Source organism: Streptomyces sp. 17_S59 (genome assembly GCF_056930295.1).
This window is the reverse complement of record NZ_JBXOWD010000001.1, coordinates 6,860,431-6,878,957: the sequence shown is the minus strand read 5'-3', so window position 1 is coordinate 6,878,957 and position 18,527 is coordinate 6,860,431. Positions and strand designations below refer to the sequence as shown.

Annotated in this window: 20 protein-coding genes; 11 read left to right on the top strand and 9 right to left on the bottom strand. The window is 70.6% G+C overall.

What is annotated here, in order from left to right:
• The first annotated feature begins 177 nt into the window (after positions 1-177).
• Positions 178-828 carry a class I SAM-dependent methyltransferase gene (locus tag AC1Z4A_RS31100; protein WP_483683218.1) on the top strand — a complete coding sequence of 217 codons (651 nt, stop codon included), beginning with the start codon at positions 178-180 and terminating at the stop codon, positions 826-828.
• Here the strand turns inward: AC1Z4A_RS31100 and AC1Z4A_RS31095 are convergent.
• The 5 genes from AC1Z4A_RS31095 to AC1Z4A_RS31075 all read right to left on the bottom strand — a co-directional run bounded on the left by AC1Z4A_RS31095 (position 773) and on the right by AC1Z4A_RS31075 (position 4,369).
• Positions 773-1,276 carry a DUF6314 family protein gene (locus tag AC1Z4A_RS31095; protein WP_483683217.1) on the bottom strand — a complete coding sequence of 168 codons (504 nt, stop codon included), beginning with the start codon at positions 1,274-1,276 and terminating at the stop codon, positions 773-775. The two genes, AC1Z4A_RS31100 and AC1Z4A_RS31095, sit on opposite strands and share 56 nt — an antisense overlap.
• A gap of 62 nt (positions 1,277-1,338) precedes the next feature.
• On the bottom strand, positions 1,339-1,743 hold the full coding sequence (locus tag AC1Z4A_RS31090; protein ID WP_483683216.1) for a hypothetical protein: 405 nt from the start codon (positions 1,741-1,743) through the stop codon (positions 1,339-1,341).
• A 368-nt stretch (positions 1,744-2,111) separates the two neighbouring features.
• Positions 2,112-2,558, bottom strand: a complete 447-nt coding sequence (locus tag AC1Z4A_RS31085) for a hypothetical protein (protein WP_483683215.1) — start codon at positions 2,556-2,558, stop codon at positions 2,112-2,114.
• A gap of 125 nt (positions 2,559-2,683) precedes the next feature.
• The gene (locus AC1Z4A_RS31080) at positions 2,684-3,295 is read right to left on the bottom strand and encodes a GOLPH3/VPS74 family protein (RefSeq protein WP_483683214.1); all 612 of its coding nucleotides are present in this window, start codon (positions 3,293-3,295) and stop codon (positions 2,684-2,686) included.
• Between the two features lie 132 nt (positions 3,296-3,427).
• Positions 3,428-4,369, bottom strand: coding sequence for an NAD-dependent epimerase/dehydratase family protein (locus AC1Z4A_RS31075; RefSeq protein ID WP_483683213.1), 942 nt, complete (start codon positions 4,367-4,369; stop codon positions 3,428-3,430).
• Between the two features lie 467 nt (positions 4,370-4,836).
• Here AC1Z4A_RS31075 and AC1Z4A_RS31070 point away from each other — a divergent pair, with 467 nt between their 5' ends.
• The 4 genes from AC1Z4A_RS31070 to AC1Z4A_RS31055 all read left to right on the top strand — a co-directional run bounded on the left by AC1Z4A_RS31070 (position 4,837) and on the right by AC1Z4A_RS31055 (position 9,153).
• On the top strand, positions 4,837-6,411 hold the full coding sequence (locus tag AC1Z4A_RS31070) for a serine/threonine-protein kinase (RefSeq protein WP_483683212.1): 1,575 nt from the start codon (positions 4,837-4,839) through the stop codon (positions 6,409-6,411).
• Positions 6,408-7,979 carry a serine/threonine-protein kinase gene (locus tag AC1Z4A_RS31065; RefSeq protein ID WP_483683211.1) on the top strand — a complete coding sequence of 524 codons (1,572 nt, stop codon included), beginning with the start codon at positions 6,408-6,410 and terminating at the stop codon, positions 7,977-7,979. The genes AC1Z4A_RS31070 and AC1Z4A_RS31065 overlap by 4 nt, the downstream gene beginning before the upstream one ends.
• A gap of 163 nt (positions 7,980-8,142) precedes the next feature.
• Positions 8,143-8,454, top strand: coding sequence for a cupin domain-containing protein (locus tag AC1Z4A_RS31060; protein ID WP_483683210.1), 312 nt, complete (start codon positions 8,143-8,145; stop codon positions 8,452-8,454).
• A 201-nt stretch (positions 8,455-8,655) separates the two neighbouring features.
• Positions 8,656-9,153 carry a hypothetical protein gene (locus AC1Z4A_RS31055; RefSeq protein ID WP_483683209.1) on the top strand — a complete coding sequence of 166 codons (498 nt, stop codon included), beginning with the start codon at positions 8,656-8,658 and terminating at the stop codon, positions 9,151-9,153.
• Positions 9,154-9,265: 112 nt separating this feature from the next.
• On the opposite strand, the gene AC1Z4A_RS31050 is transcribed toward AC1Z4A_RS31055, so the two are convergent.
• Positions 9,266-9,481, bottom strand: coding sequence for a hypothetical protein (locus AC1Z4A_RS31050; protein WP_483683208.1), 216 nt, complete (start codon positions 9,479-9,481; stop codon positions 9,266-9,268).
• A 232-nt stretch (positions 9,482-9,713) separates the two neighbouring features.
• Here AC1Z4A_RS31050 and AC1Z4A_RS31045 point away from each other — a divergent pair, with 232 nt between their 5' ends.
• A complete protein-coding gene (locus tag AC1Z4A_RS31045) occupies positions 9,714-10,103 on the top strand; it encodes a spore germination protein GerW family protein (protein ID WP_483683207.1) in 390 nt (129 codons plus the stop codon).
• 75 nt (positions 10,104-10,178) lie between these two features.
• Here the strand turns inward: AC1Z4A_RS31045 and AC1Z4A_RS31040 are convergent, their stop codons facing one another.
• Complete coding sequence (locus AC1Z4A_RS31040; protein ID WP_483683206.1) at positions 10,179-10,913, bottom strand: transglycosylase SLT domain-containing protein; 735 nt, start codon at positions 10,911-10,913, stop codon at positions 10,179-10,181.
• A gap of 331 nt (positions 10,914-11,244) precedes the next feature.
• Positions 11,245-12,141 (bottom strand): LysR substrate-binding domain-containing protein, encoded by an 897-nt coding sequence (locus AC1Z4A_RS31035; protein WP_483683205.1) that lies wholly within the window; start codon positions 12,139-12,141, stop codon positions 11,245-11,247.
• 138 nt (positions 12,142-12,279) lie between these two features.
• Here AC1Z4A_RS31035 and AC1Z4A_RS31030 point away from each other — a divergent pair, with 138 nt between their 5' ends.
• The 5 genes from AC1Z4A_RS31030 (at position 12,280) to AC1Z4A_RS31010 (ending at position 17,791) form a co-directional block, all read left to right on the top strand.
• The gene (locus AC1Z4A_RS31030; protein ID WP_483683204.1) at positions 12,280-13,017 is read left to right on the top strand and encodes an acetoacetate decarboxylase; all 738 of its coding nucleotides are present in this window, start codon (positions 12,280-12,282) and stop codon (positions 13,015-13,017) included.
• Positions 13,018-13,049: 32 nt separating this feature from the next.
• The gene (locus AC1Z4A_RS31025) at positions 13,050-14,054 is read left to right on the top strand and encodes a 3-hydroxyacyl-CoA dehydrogenase family protein (RefSeq protein WP_483683203.1); all 1,005 of its coding nucleotides are present in this window, start codon (positions 13,050-13,052) and stop codon (positions 14,052-14,054) included.
• Positions 14,051-15,541, top strand: coding sequence for a CoA transferase (locus AC1Z4A_RS31020; protein WP_483683202.1), 1,491 nt, complete (start codon positions 14,051-14,053; stop codon positions 15,539-15,541). Before AC1Z4A_RS31025 ends, AC1Z4A_RS31020 begins: the two co-directional genes overlap by 4 nt.
• Before the next feature lie 188 nt (positions 15,542-15,729).
• Positions 15,730-15,954 carry a hypothetical protein gene (locus tag AC1Z4A_RS31015; protein ID WP_483683201.1) on the top strand — a complete coding sequence of 75 codons (225 nt, stop codon included), beginning with the start codon at positions 15,730-15,732 and terminating at the stop codon, positions 15,952-15,954.
• Positions 15,955-16,747: 793 nt separating this feature from the next.
• Positions 16,748-17,791 (top strand): alcohol dehydrogenase catalytic domain-containing protein, encoded by a 1,044-nt coding sequence (locus AC1Z4A_RS31010; RefSeq protein ID WP_483683200.1) that lies wholly within the window; start codon positions 16,748-16,750, stop codon positions 17,789-17,791.
• 33 nt (positions 17,792-17,824) lie between these two features.
• Here AC1Z4A_RS31010 and AC1Z4A_RS31005 read toward each other — a convergent pair whose 3' ends face one another.
• Positions 17,825-18,487 carry a MerR family transcriptional regulator gene (locus AC1Z4A_RS31005; protein WP_483683199.1) on the bottom strand — a complete coding sequence of 221 codons (663 nt, stop codon included), beginning with the start codon at positions 18,485-18,487 and terminating at the stop codon, positions 17,825-17,827.
• Positions 18,488-18,527 lie beyond the last annotated feature (40 nt).

Genomic DNA, 18,527 nt, shown 5'->3' with positions numbered 1-18,527 from the left:
CGAGGATTGACTTGCCTTCCCGGCATGACCGATCATCAATTCCGGGCCCAGGGCGGCAACCCGCCCCTCCCCCTCGCCGTGGTCCGGACCTGAGGCGAGAGGGCGGGACGGGTGCCGACCCGCCAAGTGATCTTCGTCGTGGCACCCGGGCCGATCCCGGGCATAGGGTGCGCCGTCATGAACCGTGACACGACCACCGAGGGCCTGCTCGCCATGGCCAGTACCGCCGGATACGGCGATGCGGCCGCGGCCCTGGCCGAGCAGTACGAGAGCGTGACCTTCGCCGAGGTGCACCGCGAGGTCCTGCACCTGTTCCCCTCCCGGCCGAGCCGGGTCCTGGACGTCGGGGCCGGCAGCGGGCGCGACGCGGCGGCCCTGGCCGCCCAGGGCCACCAGGTCGTCGCCGCCGAACCCACCGCCGAGCTTCGCGCTCTGGGCCGGCGTATCCATGCGGACCAGGAGATCGAGTGGGTCGACGACGCCCTGCCCGAACTGCCGGTCCTCAGCGCGCAGCGGCACCGCTTCGACCTCGTCCTCCTGACCGGGGTCTGGATGCACCTGGACGAACGGCAGCGTGCCACGGCCATGTCCCGCCTGGCCGGCCTCCTCGACACCGGGGGCCGAGTGATCCTCTCCCTGCGCCACGGCCCGGTCCCGGCCGGCCGCCGCATGTTCCCCGTCTCCGGGCAGGAGACCGTCGACCTGGCCCGAAGCCACGGACTCGAGATGATCCACCTCGCGGAGCGCGAGGACTCACTCGGACGCCCGGAAGTCAGCTGGACCCATCTCGGCCTGCAGCTCGGCACGGACAGCGGCACGTCTCGATGACCGGCACACGCTTGTAGACCGAGTGCTGCACATGGTCCTTGGCAGGGCCGGTGGTGCGCCAGTGCAGTTGCCACTCGTCGGGTGAGACGGCGGTGAACGTGCCCTCGTAGTGGTCGCAGCCGCAGGGGTGGTGCACGGTCCAGCGCCCCGAGCGCAGGTCCAGGTCGTGGAAGGGACGACCGTCGGAGAAGGTCACGTCTGCGGTGCCGTCGGGCCGGGGCAGCAGCCGAAGCGTGCGGCCCGCTCGGTTGACCGTTCCGCCCCAGGTCAGCTCGCCGTGCTCGGCGTGCAGCAGACACGTGCCGTCGTCGGACGTGCGGAATTCGGCCGTGCCGTGAAACTCGCCGGCAGTGCCCGTCGCCCGGTCCTCCAGAGTGCGGGCGACGGTCCACCGTCCGGCCAGGTAGGCCACGACGTCGGGGACCGGATACTCCATCGCTCCTGTCACCGCCGTCACTCTGCTTACTGCCTCCGCCCGCCCACGCTACCGCAGCGAGGAGGCGTAGCCGACTACCGCACCCGTACGGTGACCTGCCATGGAACGACCACATGTGAGCAGACATGACCGGGATGGGGCCTGCACCGCAGCTGGGAATCGAGGGTGGTCGTCCCGGCGGCGCGGGCGTGGAAGACCGCGGTGGCATCGCCGGTCGGTGACACGCCTGCGGTATCCCGGCGGAGCACGGCGCCGTCGGCGGCTGTGGGGCCGCTCCACCCCCAGGTCGATTCGGCGGTCTGGTCACCCGAGAGCCGGACGGTGACCTCGTCGCCCTTGTGCACGGTGACGGACTGTCTGTTGTCCTTGTTCGAGAGAGTCAGGCGCTTGGGGCCCGCGGACGTCGCGGACGCCAGGGGCGCGGCGGTCAGTGCCAGCGCCGCGGCCAGAGTCGTCGCCATCAACCGGGCAGTCTTCATCGCTCCACCTCAGCCAGCCTGTCGTCTCGGACGGATGCCCACCGTCCCTTCTCCCTGCCCTGCGTGCGGGCGGGCCAATGCGCACGTCGCCGATGTGGGTGACGGCCGCCGGGGCAGCCGGTCCTCCGGACGCCGCGTGGAACCGCCCCGGAGTGAACAGCCTCCGCGGATTCCTGTCAACGCCGGAAATCGCGGCATGGAGGAAATCCCGCCACCAAAACGCAAATTCGCCATTCCATGAGCGCGGAAGGCGACTTCTCACCGGATACCGACGAATCACCTGGAAGTTCGTCCGCTGACCGGCACCCCGGCCGCGGCCCCCGGGAGACCGGAGCCGGGGAACGCGGCCTGACGGAGGCGGAAGCGCCTCAGGGAGTGGCCGGCAGGGAGCCCACCAGCTGTCGGCCCTCCTCCCGGCACGGCGCGGGGAAGGCGAGCTTGAGTCCCTTGTCCTGGCCTGCCACGGCCAGCTCGGTGACCAGCGTGAGGCCGAGCATGCCCTTCCTCGGCGCGCCCGCCGACACGCAGGAGCGCCACAGGTTTATGAGAAGCTTGCCCGGTTTGCCGGAGGCGGTCGAGGCATCGAGGAACAGCAGCCGCTGGTCGGTGAGGACGATGTACATCTGCCGCGGCCGGACCGACATCGTCATGGTGCCGGCGCTGAGCACGCCGACCACTGCCGCGGCTGCGACCTGCCTGCGCACCGAGACGGAGCCGACGTTGGCACAGGTGATGAGTTCGACCTGCTCCCCCTGGGACAGCAGGGGGACGGCGGCTTCGAAGGTCTGTCTCTGACGGCGGGCGTTGAGCGGCACAGGGGATCCTTGCTGGAGGTGGGGGGGCTGTTGCAGGGGAGGAACGGTACGGCATGCCGCATCGGCGCTCTCCCCTGGGTCGGCCAGGATCGCCTTGGGGCCGGACGGCCGTCCGGACACCTTCGTCAGTCGCCGTCGCCCCGCCAGATGTTGTCGAAGGCCGCCTGCTCGACGGCGCGCCGCTGCCGGACGCCTTCCAGCTCTATCAACGCCTCATTGACCGCGGCGAGTACGGTCTCCACCTCGTCGTCGGCCACGTCCTGGGCGTCTCCGGCCCCCTCGCTGCGGATCCCGACGGCCTTCGCGAGGGCGGCGAGGACGGGCTCGTGCGCCGCCCACCGGTCCCCCGCCAGACGGCGATCGGGCGAGTCGACCAGCACCAGCTCACCGGCGCGGAAGGGCATCCGGCCACGACGTCGGCGCGTGGCCTGCCCCTCCTCCTCAAGAGCGGCCAGATAGGCCGAGGTCAGGTCGCGGCCCCTGCGCCACAGCCAGTCGCCGACCGGCTCGTACGGCGCTTCCCGCGTCAGCGACGCCGCGGCCTGATCCAGCAGGCGATCGGCCAGGGACGCCTGGTGGCCGGGCACGATCCGTTCGCCGTCCAGCTGGGCGGCCCCGGCGGCCAGGAGGTCGATCAGCTCCGCTCCCGCCAGCGCGAGCGACAGCTCGCCCCGCTCCACGGGGTGGCCGGTCGCCACGTCCATGACGGTGATCAGCAAGTCCCGAGGTGTGGTCATGGAGGACTCCAGGACAAGGGGCACCGGCAAGCGGTGCGGCGGGGCCCGGACCGTCGGCGAGTACTGCCCCCTATCAGCCTAAAAGGTACAGAGGGCGAGCGCACCCCGCGCGCCAATCACGGGCCCCTGCTGTCATCCGCCGACGGCCAGTCGCTCACGCCACCAGTCCACCGTCGCCTCGACCTGCTCGTCGACAGGGGTGGCTCGTACGGCGAATTCGGCTTCGTAGGCGCTCGAATCGACCACAAACGGCCGGTCGAACTGGTAGCGAATCTCCTTGAGTTCGCGGATCAACGGGGAGAAGAGCGACACGAAACTCAGCGCGGCGGACGGCAGCCCGCGCACGGCGACCGGTCCCGTTCCCGACCGAGCGGCAAGGCGGCCGACCATCTCCCGGGTGGACAGCGCGGGCGCCGTCGGGACGTGCCAGGCCCGTCCCCAGGCCCTTTCCTCGCCCGCGACCTCGACCAGCGCGTCGGCCACATCGGGGAGATAGCTCCAGCTGTGCGGGGCGTCCGGATCCCCGAGCGTGGAGACCGGCTTTCCGCGCAGCAGTCGGGGCATGACGTGCGCAGCCAGGTGACCGCCGTCGGTGACGCCGGGCCCGAAGAAGTCCGAGGCCCGCACCTCGACCGCTCTGATGCGACCCTGCTCATGCAGTTTCTGCGCCTGCTCCCAGACGGTGGCGCGCACCCGCCCCTTGGGGCCGGTCGCCGCGAGCGGCAGCTCCTCGGTCATGGGCCCGTCCACCGGACCGTAGCCGTAGAGGTTGCCCAGCATGACCAGGACGGCCCCGGTCGCCTCGGCCGCCGCGCAGAGCGACGAGGCCAGCGGCGGCCATTCACTCGCCCAGCGATGGTAGGGCGGCGCGGCACAGCTGTAGATCGCGGCTGCACCCTGCACGGCCGCGGTCAGCTGCTTGCCGTCCGCCGCGTCCAATGCGACGTGTTCGATGCCGGGCTCCGGGCTTCGACCTGACTTGGTGACAACCCGTACCGAATGACCCTTTTCGACCAGCAGCCGAGCAGTGGCCGCCCCGGCGGGCCCGAATCCTACGACGACATGAAGACTCACCCCCGCACACTAGCGCGAGTGTGCGTCCGCTCTTGATCGAGGTGTCCGATCACCTGCGCGATCAAGTCCCGGTCATAGTGAACCGCTTCGACGCGAGACACCCGGAGTTACCCGTGGGGCGACAGTGTGCGGTGGGACGCGCGGGAAGGCGACGCGGAGTTCGCGTGATGCGCATGTGACACACGTCGTCAGTTGATGCGGAAATCGACCACGTATCCGTCTGGCAGAGAACGTCGTTCGCGCCCCACAGCACCCTTTCGCCGCAGCCGGAAACCCGGCCAGCGCAACGACAACGCCGGCCTGCGAAAGGTGTGAACGCACCCGCGCCGACCGCCCGGGCACCGGGCAGGGCGGCCGGCGCGGCCCGGCCGCCCTCTCCTGCGCCCCACGCGCATCCCGGCGTCCACCCCACCCCACAGGACACGCCCTGAGTAAGATCCACGTGTTTCGGGGGAGGCGGATTCGGCATGCGGATGCTGGGAACGGACGGCCCGACGCACGTGGGGCCGTTCCGGACGGTCGGGGTGCTCGGGCAGGGCGGCATGGGACAGGTGCTGCTCGGAGTGGCGCCGGACGGGCGGCTCGTGGCCGTCAAGCGGGTGCACGCCGATCTGGCGGAGGATCCCGGGTTCCGTTCCCGGTTCCGGCGGGAGGTGGACGCGTCACGGCGGGTGTCCGGGGCCTACACCGCGCCGGTCGTCGACGCCGATCCGGACGCGCCGACTCCGTGGCTCGCCTCGCTCTTCCTTCCGGGGCCCTCGCTGGGCGAGGCGCTGGACGCGGGCGGGGCGCTGCCCGAGGAGGCGGTGCGGCTGCTCGCCGCCGGGCTCGCCCAGGCCCTGGTCGACATCCACCGGGCGGGGCTCGTGCACCGGGATCTGAAGCCGTCGAACGTGCTCCTGACGGAGGACGGCGTACGGGTCGTCGACTTCGGGATCGCCCGCGCGGCCGACCACGAGACGAAGCTGACCCACACGGGCGCGCTGATCGGCTCGCCCGCGTTCATGTCGCCCGAGCAGGTCCGGGGCGAGCAGCCGGGCCCGGCGAGTGACGTGTTCTCCCTCGGCGTCACTCTCGTCACGGCCAGTACGGGCCGCAGCCCCTTCGCCGGGCACTCGCCGCTCGCGCTCATGTACGCCGTCGCCCACGATGTCCCCGACCTGGACTCCGTACCGCCCCGGCTGCGCCGGATCGTCGAGCCGTGCCTGGCCAAGGACCCGGCAGCGCGGCCGACCCCCGGGCAGCTCCTCGACCTGATCGGCCCGCTCGCGCCTTCCGCGCGTCCCTGGCCGGAAACGGTGTACGAGCGAATAGCGGACCGCCGGGCCCAGGCAGACCGGCTCGCGGCCACGGCCGCCTCCGTGTCCCCGCCCACCGTGGCCCCGGTACGGGCTTCCGCGCCGCGCCGCCGCCCCCGGTGGCTGACCGCCTCGATCGCGGCGGGCGCGGTGCTCGCGACGGTGGCGGCCATCGTGCTGGCGCTCGGCCCGGCCGATCTGTACTACCAGTTCTTCCCCGAGCCCGTGCCGACTCCCGGCTCGACCCCGCTGGCGCAGGTGCGGGACAAGTACACCAAGACGGTGCCGACGTGCGTGCAGGACCGCCGCAACATCAAGGCCCCGGCCGGTTTCGGCGAACCCACGGGCAACTTCCCCGACAAGGTGTGGCAGCAGTCCGACGGCGACGGACATACGCATCCGTCGACGACCTGCGTCTGGAACACCCGCTCCGGTGACGAGATCTACATCTCCTGGGACCTCTTCCTCTCCCGCTCGGGCGGCCCCACCGGCGCCGAGCAGGCGAAGAAGCACTACGAGGGCTGGTACATGCGGACCAGGACCCCGCGCGACCCGGGCATCGGTGTCGTGGAGGAGGGCATGTGGCTGAAGAACTCCGACGAGAGCAACTGCGTGCTGTACGCCCGGGACGGCAACCTGACCCTGTTCGTCGCGGTCAAGGGCATCCACTACCCCAAGAGTGCCTGTGAGGACGTCACCAAAGACATGACCCGCCAGAGCGTGGCGGCGGTGAGATCCCTGTGAACACACCGCACTCGCTGCCGGAGAAAGCCGGACCGTACATGCTCCTCACCGAACTCGGTCGCGGTGGCATGGGCCGCGTCCTGCTCGGGGTCGCACCGGACGGCCGGCCTGCGGCGGTGAAGCTGGTGCACGCCCGGCACGCGGCCGACGACGGTTTCCGCTCCCGCTTCCGGCGGGAGGTGGAGGCGTCGCGGAGGGTGTCCGGCGCGTACACGGCGGCCGTCCTCGACGCCGACGCGGACGCCGAGCAGCCCTGGCTCGCCTCGGTGTTCGTGGCCGGCCCCTCGCTGGGAGCGGCCGTGGAGCGCGCGGGCGCGCTGCCGGAACCCGCCCTGCACCGCCTGGTGGTGGGCCTGGCGACGGCGCTGGAGGAGATCCACCGGGCCGGTCTCGTCCACCGCGACCTCAAGCCCGAGAACGTCCTGCTCGCCGAGGACGGTGCCCGGGTCATCGACTTCGGCATCGCCCGGGCGGCGGAGACCGGGGACGCCACCGAACTCACCGGCACCGGCTGGGTGGTCGGCTCGCCCCCGTTCATGTCGCCCGAGCAGGCGGAGGGTCTGGAACTGACCGGAGCGAGCGATGTGTTCTCGCTCGGTTCGGTACTCGTCCTGGCGGCGACCGGCCGCAGCCCGTTCGCCGGCCCTTCCGCCCTTCAGACGCTCTACAACGTCGTGCACACCGAGCCCGACCTGAGCCGTGTGCCCCAGTCCCTGTACGGGATCGTCGCCCGCTGCCTGGCCAAGAACCCGGCCGACCGGCCCACGCCGGCCGAACTGCTGGCCCTCCTCGGCCCGGTGGCGCCGACGGCCCGGCCGTGGCCGCCCGCCGTGCACCGGATGGTCGACGAGCAGCGGGCCCGGGTCGAGGGCCTGCTGGACGGCGACCCCGAGCGCACGGCACTCCTGCGGGGCACTGTCCCCGCCGCCCCGCAGACTGCCGTGCTCACCGCGTACGCCACCCCCGCCTCGCCGCCCCGCCACCGGCGCCCCGTGACGTGGGTGGCGGTGGGGGCGGTGGTCGCGGCGGGACTCGGCGCGGGCGCGTACCTGCTGCTGCGCAACGACGACGACGGCGGCGGACCGCCTGACAAGTACGTGACGATGCCGGTGTGTTCGGAGGCCGTGGCCAAACTTCCGCTGCGGGAGGAGCGGAGGAAGGACAAGGATGTCTCCCCCACAGGGACGGACAAGGCGACGACCGAGTGCTTCTGGTTCGACAAGGACCAGCCTCAGGCGGACGGCTGGAACTACTCCCCCAGCGCATCCGTCTCGTGGGAGCTGCACCGCTCGGAGGCCGGCAAGAACGGCACGGAAGAGCAGCAGAAGGACTTCACCGACGGCTCGAAGGGCGAGCGCCTCGAGACCGGTCTCGGCTTCGGCGACGCGGCGTACTGGACGGTCTCCACGAAAGACGCGAGCGACCGGAAGACCTGCCAGCTCAACGTCCGCGACGGCAACCTCGTCATCCGGGTCTACCTGGACGGCACCAAGCACCCCGCCTGCGAGGCGGAGGCACAGGACGTCGCGAAGGCCGCGCTGGCGGCCATGCCACCGACAACGAACTGATCAGGAGAGCCGCCGTTCTCCAACACAGGCGAGACATTTTACCGAACGGTCGACCAGCAGATCGCCGCCGTGTCATAGCGTGACTGCATCCCTTGATCGCGATTGCGGGCGTCCCCCGGCGGTTCATGCACCCCCTGACGGACAGCCCGTCAGGAGGTGTGCCATGAGCCTTGTCGACATACAGAGGAATGCCTCGGAACTGCCGGACGCCTGGAACTCGCGCCTGCTCGGGCGGATCGGAAGCGCCGGCGTGAAGGTGCTGCGGATGGACGGGCGCCCCCTGGCACCGGAGTCCCACGATGCGGCGGAGGCGTTGCTGGTGCTGGACGGCACGCTGAGGCTGGTGGTCGGCGGCGCCGAAGTCGAGGTGGGCCCGGGACAGATGTATGTCGTCGAGGACGGCGTGGAACATTCCGTCCGCCCTGGCAGCCGGGGCACGCTCGTCATCATCGAACACATCTCAAACGCGCCGTAGGAGGCTTCACGATGCAACGCAGGCGGCGCACTTGCCCCGCCCAGCGCTGCACGAAGGGCAAATGCTGCGGCCCGAACCGGATTTGCGCACCGATCCCCTCGGCAGGCCCGTCAGGAAACGGCAGGATGCGGATCGGCCGGTTCCCGTAGTGAAGGGGTCACTGTGAAGCGTTCCTGGCAGAGGGCTTTGGTGTGCGTGACCATGGCGTCGGCTCTGGCGGCAGGTCCCGCGGCGCTCCCCGCATCGGCTCACGACGGCGACGGGTCCCACCCCCTGCTCAGCTGCGTGGGCAGCGCCACCATCCGTTTCGAGCCGGGACTGACGCTGCGACCGCGGCACTCGCGGATCACCGGCAGCGCCCAGTACACCTGCACGGGGACGGATCCCGGGGTGAAGTGGGGCGAGTCGGTGATCAGAGGCGGCGGGGAGAGCAGCTGTCTGTCGCTCTCCACCACCGCGGTGGAGTGGGTCACGTGGAACACGGGCGAGCACAGCAAGGTGCTCTACCGGAAGCACAACCTCGTCCAGCCCGTGGCCGGTGAGATCGTGTCGCTGGTCGAGGGGAAGGTGGCCGAGGGGAAGTACAAGGGCAGGTCCGTGGCCTCCCCCGGCCTCCAGGTCACCCTCAACATTCCGGACTGCGCCACGGAGAAGGGCGTCGAGGTGATCAACGGCCCGTCGACGCTGGTGTTCACCTGAGCCGCGCGCTGTCCGTCAGATGTGGAACTCGGGTGGGAAACCGGTTCAGGCCAGGGGGTGCCCGACGATATGGCCACGCAATCCGACGGACACCCCCTGGTGCACATCGTCCTCAGTGTTGGAACAGCCCTCCGAGGATCGGCACGCCGCCGAGCAATCCGAAGAGCGGCGCCAAAGGCCCTCCCTCCGGCTGCCCCTCCTCCTCGTCGGGCGAGGGCGCGGGAGCGGACTTCGCAGCCGGATCCTTGGCCTCCGCTGTCCCTGACCACAACGGCGTGACAACGGCGATCGACAGGGCGATGGCGAGCGGGGCGTATCGCAGTCGCATAAGACTCCTCCTTCACAGCGAGCCAAGGCGGCTCGCAGTGACAGGGGAACGACGCCGGGGCACGCCAAGTCACCAGGTCAGCTGGCTGCACTCCCGCCCGGCTGCGCCAATCCGGTTACTGCCGTCGGCCGTGAACGTCGGCCATTCGGGTGACCTTTGCCACGGTCGTTCCGGCCGACGACGCCCTCACTGGCCGTTGCCGACACCGTCAGAGATCGGCAGGATGGCGGGCATGGTCCAGTTACCCGCAGTCTCCGCTGCCACCCTGCTGGAGCGTCTGGCTGACGAACTCGGCAGCCGGAGCGCCTCGGTCGTCTACGGCGAGCCCGTCACCACGGAGGGCGTCACCATCATCCCGGTCGCCGAAATCGGCTTCGGCTTCGGCTTCGGCTTCGGTGGTGGTGCGGGATGCGAGGCCGAAGCAGCCAAGACCGGCGAAGTCAGCGGAGGCGGCGGAGTCAGGGCCCGGCCCCGCGGCTTCATCGAGATCAAGAACGGCACCGCCACATACAAACCGCTCCGGAATCCCTGGCTGGATGTCCTCGTGCCGATCGCCGCTCTTTTGGCAGGCACCGCCGTCCCGCAACTCGCACGCCGCTTTGCCAAACGCCGCGTTGGGTGAACTGGAGGGCGGCGGCGCCCCGGTGTGGGGTGCCGCCGCCCTCCGGCGGTGCGATGGTGTCTGTTCCGGCGTCTGTCAGTACGCGGAGTTGACGTTGTCCATGGAGCCGTACTTGTCGGCCGCGTACGCGCAGGAAGCGGTGATGTTGGCGACCGGGTCGTAGATGTTCCAGGACGTGCCCTCGACGTGATACGCCTTGAACGTCGGGTCGATGATCTGCAGCAGACCCTTCGACGGGATACCCGCAGCAGCGTTGACATCCCAGTTGTTGATCGCGTTCGGGTTACCCGTCGACTCACGCATCACATTGCGCTTGATGCCCTCGTACGAGGCCGGGATGCCCTTGGCCTTCAGAATGTCCAGCGACTGCTGGATCCAGCCGTCCAGATTGTCCGCGTACTGCTTCGGAGCCGGGGCGGCGGGGGCGGCGGGAGCCTCGGTCTTGAGGGCCTTGCGCTCGGTGGAGCGGCTGGCAGCCTGCTTCGCAGCGCGCTCCTTGTCCGCCTTGGCCTTCGCCTCGGCACCGGCCTTGGCCTGGGCGGCGGCCTTGGCCTGGGCGGCGGCCCTGGTCTTGGCGGCGGCGTCCGTCTTGGCCTGGGTGGCGGCGGCGTCGGTGGCCTTGGCCAGCTCGGCCTGCTGCGTCTCACCGAAAGCCTCCGCGTTCCACGCCACCGTCTTCACCGCGGTGGCGTGGTCGGCAGCGGAGGCGTGGGGAACGACCGCGAACGCCAGGGCGGCGGCACCGGCAGCAACAATGCCGGCAGCGGAGAGCTTGTGGGTCTTGGGCAGAGCGGTATAAGCAGAGCGCATAACGGAGCAGGAACCTTCCCATCGCTTACGTCGCAGAGGCCGTCATTGGCGCGAAGAGAGCGCCGTTTCTCGGTCCACGGCGCCATGCGACTCCGCAATTGTTAGCGGCGGCGAAAGCCCCTGGCAAAGGTGTGACCTACGACCCGACCTCGTAACGGGAACCCACGAAACCCACCCCAAATGTCCGAATTAAGCCGATCCAGCATCCACGACCCGCCCTCGTAGGTGACGTGGCTCTCATGGGCGGGCTCACATCTGCCTCACCCCGCGCAAGCACCCGCACACACATCGCACACGGCCGGCGGGGGCCCATCAGCTTCATGTCACCGGCCTACGAGCGCGTATGCCGCGTGATGAGATCCAGGAGACGGTGCACGGCCGCGTCCGCATCCGGGTGGTGCACGGCGGCGACGGTGGTGCGCAAGTGCGGCGAGGAATCCCGGAGCGGTACGAAGGCGATTCCGGGGACGGGGAAGTGGCGCAGATCCTCCGGCAGGAGGCCGACGCACAGGCCGGCCGCGATGTAGCCGAGGAGGCCGCTGAGGTCGTCGGCCTCGGCCCGGCAGCGCGGTGTGAAACCCGCCTCCCGACAGGCGAGCTGGCCTTGGGCGGCGAGCCCCGGAAGAGCGGTGGCGCTCGGGAGCGCGAAGTCGTCGTCGCGGAGGTCTGCGAGAGCGATCGTTTCGGCTCCGGCCAGGCGGTGCTCGCGGGGCAGGGCCGCGACGATGCGCTCGGTGGCGAAGCCGTGGACGGCCAGGTCGTCCGTGACGGGCGAGGGGTCCCGGATGAAGGCGAGATCCAGGGCGCCGGAGCGGATCATGTCGATGAGCACGGCCGTGGAGCCCTGGTGCACGTGGATCCGCAGACCGGGGAGTTCGCCGGCCGCGGCGCGCAGCAGCCGGGGCACATGACGGTGGCTGAGGATGCTCACGTACCCCACGCGCACGTCGCCCTCCAGGCCGTGCGCGACGCGCCGGACGCGCTCGACGGCGGCGGACTGGGCGTCGAGCAATCGCTGCGCCTCCACGGCGAACGCGGTACCCGCCGCGGTGAGGCGTACGCCGCCCGGCCCGCGGTCGAGGAGCCGCACTCCGAGACCGCGCTCGAGGCGCTGCATCGCCTGGCTGAGCGGCGGCTGACTCATCGAGAGCCGCTCCGCTGCCCGGCCGAAGTGCTTCTCCTCGGCCAGGGCGAGGAACTGCTCCAGCAGGCGTTTTGTGAACTCCATATGGAAGACCATATCGAATGCTCGGGAAACATATATTGGACTGACATGGCCTCCGTGGAGTGGAGTGGTTCCAGGCGCTGAGCAGAAGGATCCGCTCAGCCGCCTGACAGGCACAGGCGTCTCCAAGGAAGCCAAATCATGCACATGCAAGACGTGGCCCGGCTGTTCACGACTCCGCTGGACGCACCCGCTTTCACCCCGACCCGGTACCGGTTCACCGACCGCGAGTACCTGAACATCACGTACCGCACCGACCCGGACGCCCTGCGGCGGGTCGTTCCCGAGCCGCTGTCGGTACCGGAACCGCTGGTGCGGTTCGAGATCATGCGGATGCCGGACGTGACGGGGCTGGGCGACTACACGGAGGCGGGCCAGGTCGTCCCCGTCGAGTACGCGGGCGAGCACGGCGAGTACAACTTGGCGATGTACCTCGACAGCGTGCCGGCGATCTCGAGCGGACGGGAGCTGAGCGCGTACCCGAAGAAGGCCGGCTCCCCCAGGCTCTACGTCGACTCCGACACCCTGGTCGGCACCCTCGACTACGGCTCGCTACGGGTGGCCACCGCCACCATGGGCTACAAGCACCACCCGATGGACCTGCAAGAGGCCCGCGCCGAGATCTGCGTCCCCACGTTCATGGTCAAGGCGGTGCCCGGCTACGACGGCCGGCCCCGCATCTGCGAACTCGTCCGCACGCAGATCACCGACATCACGGTCAAGAGCGCCTTCCGCGGCCCGGCCCGCCTGGAGCTGTTCGCCCATGCGCTGGCTCCGCTCGCGGACCTGCCGGTCCTCGAGGTCGTCGCCGCCGCCCACATCCTCACCGACCTCACCCTGAGCCCGGCCGAGGTCGTCCACGACTACCTCGGCAGCTGAGAAACCCCTCAAGAAGGCGGTGCACACACACCATGAGCACACACAGCGCGGCCCCGGGGACGAACACACCCACGGGCGCGCCCACCACCTACCGGCGTGCCGCCGTCATCGGCGGCGGCGTCATCGGGATCTCCTGGACCGGACTGTTCCTTGCACACGGCCTGGAGGTCGTCGTCTGCGACCCGCGCCCCGATGTGCAGGACCAGGTCCTGGCCGGCCTGGACGAGATCGTCCCGGCCCTGGCGGAACTCGGGCTGCCCACCGAGAACCTGACCGCCCGGCTCCGTTTCGAGGCCGACCTGGCCACCGCGGTCGCCGAGGCTGACGTCGTACAGGAGAACGGCCCCGAGCGGCTGGCCGTGAAGCAGGAGATCTGGCAGGCCGTCGAGCAGGCCGCCCCCGCCCATGCCCTGCTGGCCACCTCGACCTCCGGCATCCCCGCCACCGCGATCGCCGAGGCGATGCGGCAGCCGGAACGCCTCGTCGTCGGACACCCCTTCAACCCGCCGCACCTGGTGCCGCTGGTGGAGATCGTCCCCGGCGCCCGGACCTCGGCGCACACCCTGGTGCAGGCCCGCGACTTCTATGCGTCGCTGGGCAAGAAGCCGCAGATCCTGCGCAAGGAGATCCCCGGCTTCGTCGCCAACCGCCTGCAGTCCGCGCTCTTCCGCGAGTGCGTGCACCTGGTCGCCGAGGGCGTGGTGACCGAGGCCGAACTCGACGAGATCGTCACCGACTCCATCGGCCTGCGCTGGGCGGTCGCCGGCCCGTTCCGCACCTTCCACCTCGGCGGCGGCCCCGGCGGCCTGCCGCACTTCCTCCGGCACCTCGGCCGCGCCATGGAGGCGACCTGGCCCGCCCTGGGCAACCCGTCCTTCGACGAGCCCACCGTCGCCCTGCTCACCGCACAGGCGCAGGAGGCGTTCGCCGACGAGCCGATCGGCGAACTCGCCGCCCGCCGCGACCGCGCGCAGATCGCCCTGATGCGCGCCCTCGCCGAAACCGCCCCCGCACCGACAGAAGAGGCAGCAGCATGACACTCACCGACAAGATCGAGGCCGCACTCGGCAAGCCGGTCACCGGCGAGGCCGAGGACCACTTCGACATCCACGCCGCGCTCGACGACGTCCTCGGCGGCGTGGGCCTGAGCGAGCAGGACGCGGGCGGCGCGGTCTCCTTCACCGGTGCCGACCCGGTCGTCCCCTCCACCCTGCGGCTGGCTGCGGCCCCGGCCCTCGGGCTGACCGCCAAGTCCGTCGCCCTGGCCAAGCTGTGGCAGCACCGGGGCGGTCCCGGCCAGGACATCAGCATGGACCTGCGCAAGGCCCCGCACCGGCTGTGCCCCTTCTACGACGCCAAGTGGGAGAAGCTCAACGGCTACCCCGTCGTCGCTCCCGACGACCCCTTCGCCCTCTCCTTCTACCGCGCGGGCGACGGCCGCTGGGTGATGCCGCTCAACATCTACCCGGCGCTGAAGTCCCGCACCCTGAAGCTGCTGGGCACCCCTGACGACGCCCTGGCGATCTCCAACGCCATCGCCCGCTGGGACGGCGCGGAGCTGGAGCAGGCCGGTGCGGACGCCGGTGTCGTCATGCCGATGCTGCGCAGTACGCGGGAGTTCCTCGACACCCGCCAGTACCGGGACGTCCTGGCGGACATGCCCCTGATCGAGATCGAGAAGATCGGTGACAGCGACCCCGAACCGCTGCCGCCCGGTGCCGCCCAGCCGCTGGACGGCGTACGCGCCCTCGGCCTGGGCCATGTCATCGCCGGTGCGGCCATCGGCCGCACCATGGCCCAGCACGGCGCCGACGCGCTCAACATCTGGCGCCCCGGCCAGTTCGAGAACGACATCCTCTACTACACCGCCCAGGTCGGCGTGCGTTCCGCCACGCTCGACCACACCCGCGACCCGCAGGCCGCGGCCACCCTGCGCGAACTGCTGCGCGGCGCCGACGTCTTCTACGCCAACCACCGCGCCGGCTACCTGGAACGCTTGGGCCTGACCGCACAGGAAGCCGCCGCGATCCGGCCCGGCATCATCCACACCACCGTCAGCCTCCACGGGCAGCACGGGCCCTGGGCCAACCGCGTCGGATTCGACCAGACCGCCGGCTGCGTGACCGGCATGATGAATCTCGAAGGCGCCGACGACAACCCGGCCCTGCCTCCGATCAAGGTCGTCAACGACTACCTGGTGCCCTGGCTCGCCACCACCGGCATCATCGCCGCACTCATGCGCCGGGCCACCGAGGGAGGCAGCTACCGCGTGCACGTCTCGCTCACCCGGGTCGCCCTGTGGATCCTCAGCCTCGGCATCCTCGACAAGGATTACGCCCGCGAACTCGCCGGCACCGGCGAACGGCACGCCTACCTCGACCCCGACACCTTCACCGCCGACACCCCGTGCGGCCGCTACCAGGGCGTCACCGACCAGGTCGTCATGTCGCAGACGCCGGGCGCCTTCCGCACCGTCCTCGTCCCCCGCGGCTCGGGCCGTGCCGAGTGGCTCGGCACGGTGTGATGACGCTCGTCCGACGGGGAATCCCCGTGTGTGAACCCGTCGGACACGCTGCTCGGGGAGCGGCTTGAACAGCGCATCGTTCCCTCGTATGGAGCAGCAGTTCATGCGGCTCGACACGGGGGGCGACAACACTGGGCAGGTCATGTGTTCGACGACAGAGGGAGGGAATCCCTATGCGAATACGTCGAATGTCCCGCGTTCTCGGGCCGCTGGTTCTCCTGGTCGCCGCGTCCGGTCTCGGCACCGCGTCCGCCGCCGCGACGTCCCGGGCGCCACAGCCCGTCACCGATGTGGACTGCATCGAGGGCGGCGGGCAGCCACAAGACGTCCTCATGGGCTGGGACACCTACACGATCTGCGTCGGCGGAACCTACGACGGCAAGGTCGTCGACGACGACTGGACAGACATCTGACGACAGCGCTCGCCGGGCCCGCACACGTCAAGCCCCTGCCGTAACGGGCGGAACGCCCTGAGCTCCCCCGCTTCGGCAGGGGCCTTGACGCACCGTCACCATCGACTTCTGTACCTACTGGTATGTACGATCCCCTCTCACCCAATCTTGCGCACTCCAGAGAGGGCACACCGATATGCCGCTTGTCCGTATCGACGCACTGAGGGCCGACCGTGGACGACTCGAAGCGCTTGGTCGCGCAGTGCAGGACGCCCTGGTCGAGACGATCGGCTTTCCCCCTGACGACTGCTTCCAGATCCTGACGAGCCACGACGGCCACAAACGAATCCATCGACTGGTCGCTGGGGCACGGAGTGGCCCAGTACGTCACTTCACCGAATGCCGAGCACCAACGCCAACAAGCCTGATACCGAGCGGTTCAGCCTCTCGTCGCGTCCTGGGCAGGCGCGGAAGCGGGCAGTTCGGTCGTCCCGGCGACCGCGGCCATCGCCGCGCGGTCGAAGAGCATCACCGCGCCGTCGCCATCCGTCCCAGGGCCGCACCGACGTTCAAGGCCGAAGTCGCGAACGCCCCGCCCAGCATGGGCGCCTCGTGTGCGTCCATCGAATTGCTCTCCGCTGCGACGTGCGAATCGCCGGCACCGGAATTCCGGCCCGGCGCCGAGGTGCAGAGGCGGCCACGGCCTGCTTATCGTCGGACCGGGAGACCTTGGACAACCCCTGGTGGACGCAGAAAGCCGGACGAGCCGGTGTGTACGGCTCAGCCGGGTCATGCCGCTACGAAAGGTTCGGTCATGTCTTCTTCCCCCGGCACACCGGGCGCCGCCTCGCGCGCAGTGCAGATCGCGGCCCCGGGCGCGACGCCGCAGCTGGTCGGGGTCGGCCTGCGGGAGCCGGGTCCGGGGGCCGTGCGGATCGCGGTCGAGGCGTGCGGTGTGTGCCACTCCGACCTGCTGATCGCCGGCGGCCTCCTGCCCGGGACGACGTTCCCGGTCACGCCGGGCCACGAGATCGCCGGCCGGATCGACGCGCTCGGCGAGGGCGTCGAGAGCTGGAAGGCCGGCGACCGGGTCGCGGTCGGCTGGTACGGCGGCAGCTGCGGGCACTGCGACGCCTGCCGGATGGGCGACGCAGTGCACTGTCCGCAGCTGTCCATCCCCGGGGTGGCCTACCCCGGCGGCTACGCCGACTCCGTCGTCGTCCCGGCCGCCGCGCTGGCCGCGGTCCCCGACGAGCTGACCGCGACCGAAGCCGCTCCCCTGGCCTGCGCCGGGGTGACGGTCTTCAACGCACTGCGTCACACGGGCGCCGGCCCCGGGGACACGGTCGCCGTCCTGGGCCTGGGTGGCCTGGGTCACCTGGGTGTCCAGTTCGCACAGAAGATGGGCTTCCACACCGTCGCGATCGCCCGCGGCCGCGAGAAGGAGGCGCTCGCCTACAAGCTCGGCGCCGCCCGCTACATCGACAGCACCGCCGGCAATGTGGCCGAGGCCCTGCAGGCGCTGGGCGGGGCCAAGGTCGTCCTGGCCACCGTCACCGACGCCGGTGCCATGTCCGCCACCATCGACGGCCTCGGCCGCCGTGGCGAACTGGTCATCGTCGGTGTCACGGGCGACCCGCTGAACGTGAACCCCTTGCAGCTGCTGGCCGAGGACCGGAAGATCTACACCCACTCCTCCGGCACCGCCGTCGACACACAGGACACCCTCCGGTTCGCCGCCCTGACCGGGGTACGGGCCTGGACCGAGGAAGTGCCGCTCGAGGACACCGCCGCCGCGGTGGCGAAGATGACGGAAGGCCGGGCACGGTTCCGGATGGTGGTCACCACCGGCCGCTGACAGAGCCTTCACCGGGTGACGAGCCCCCGGTGATCATTCCGCGTCGGATCCCTCGCGTGCGATCCTGCGCCGGACCTGGTCCTCCTGGGCGAGCCGCCGCAGCAGTTCGAGCACGGGGGCGGAGAGCGCGAAGATGATGACGGCCCGTTCGGCCAGGGCCACCGGGTCCTCGAAGGCGGCCGCGCGTTCGAGGTCGAGGCGGGCGATGGAGCGGGCCAGCTCCGCGTAGGCGGCGAGTTCGCCCGGCTGATAGTCCGCGTCGAGCCGCCTCAGCTCCTTCAACGCCGATGCCAGTCCCTGGACGTGCGGGGAGGTACCGGGGACCTGCCAGTCCAGGGTCGCGATCAGGTCCGCCACTTCTGCCTCCGCGGCGGCGTCGGCCTCCGCTTCCCGGCCGGCATCGCCGGCCGGGGAGGCCGCGACAGGTACCGGCAGGGCGTAGCTGACCGCACCGAGGGCCCTGTCGGAGTTGTCGGCCTGGTCGACCGCTGCCAGCACGTCGCGGGTGGCGGCGATGGACAGCCCGCCGAGGGTGGTCAGCGCCTTGATCAGCCGCAGGCGCTGCACGTGCTCCTCCCCGTACTCGGCCAGCGTCGCGGCCGTAGCCCGGCCGGCGGGCAGCAGGCCCTCCCGTCGGAAGTACTTGATGCTGGCCACCGGCACGCCGGTCCTGCGGCTGAGGTCCGAGATCTTCACGTGGCTTCCTCGCTGGTGGTGCGGGCGGGCATCGGCGGTC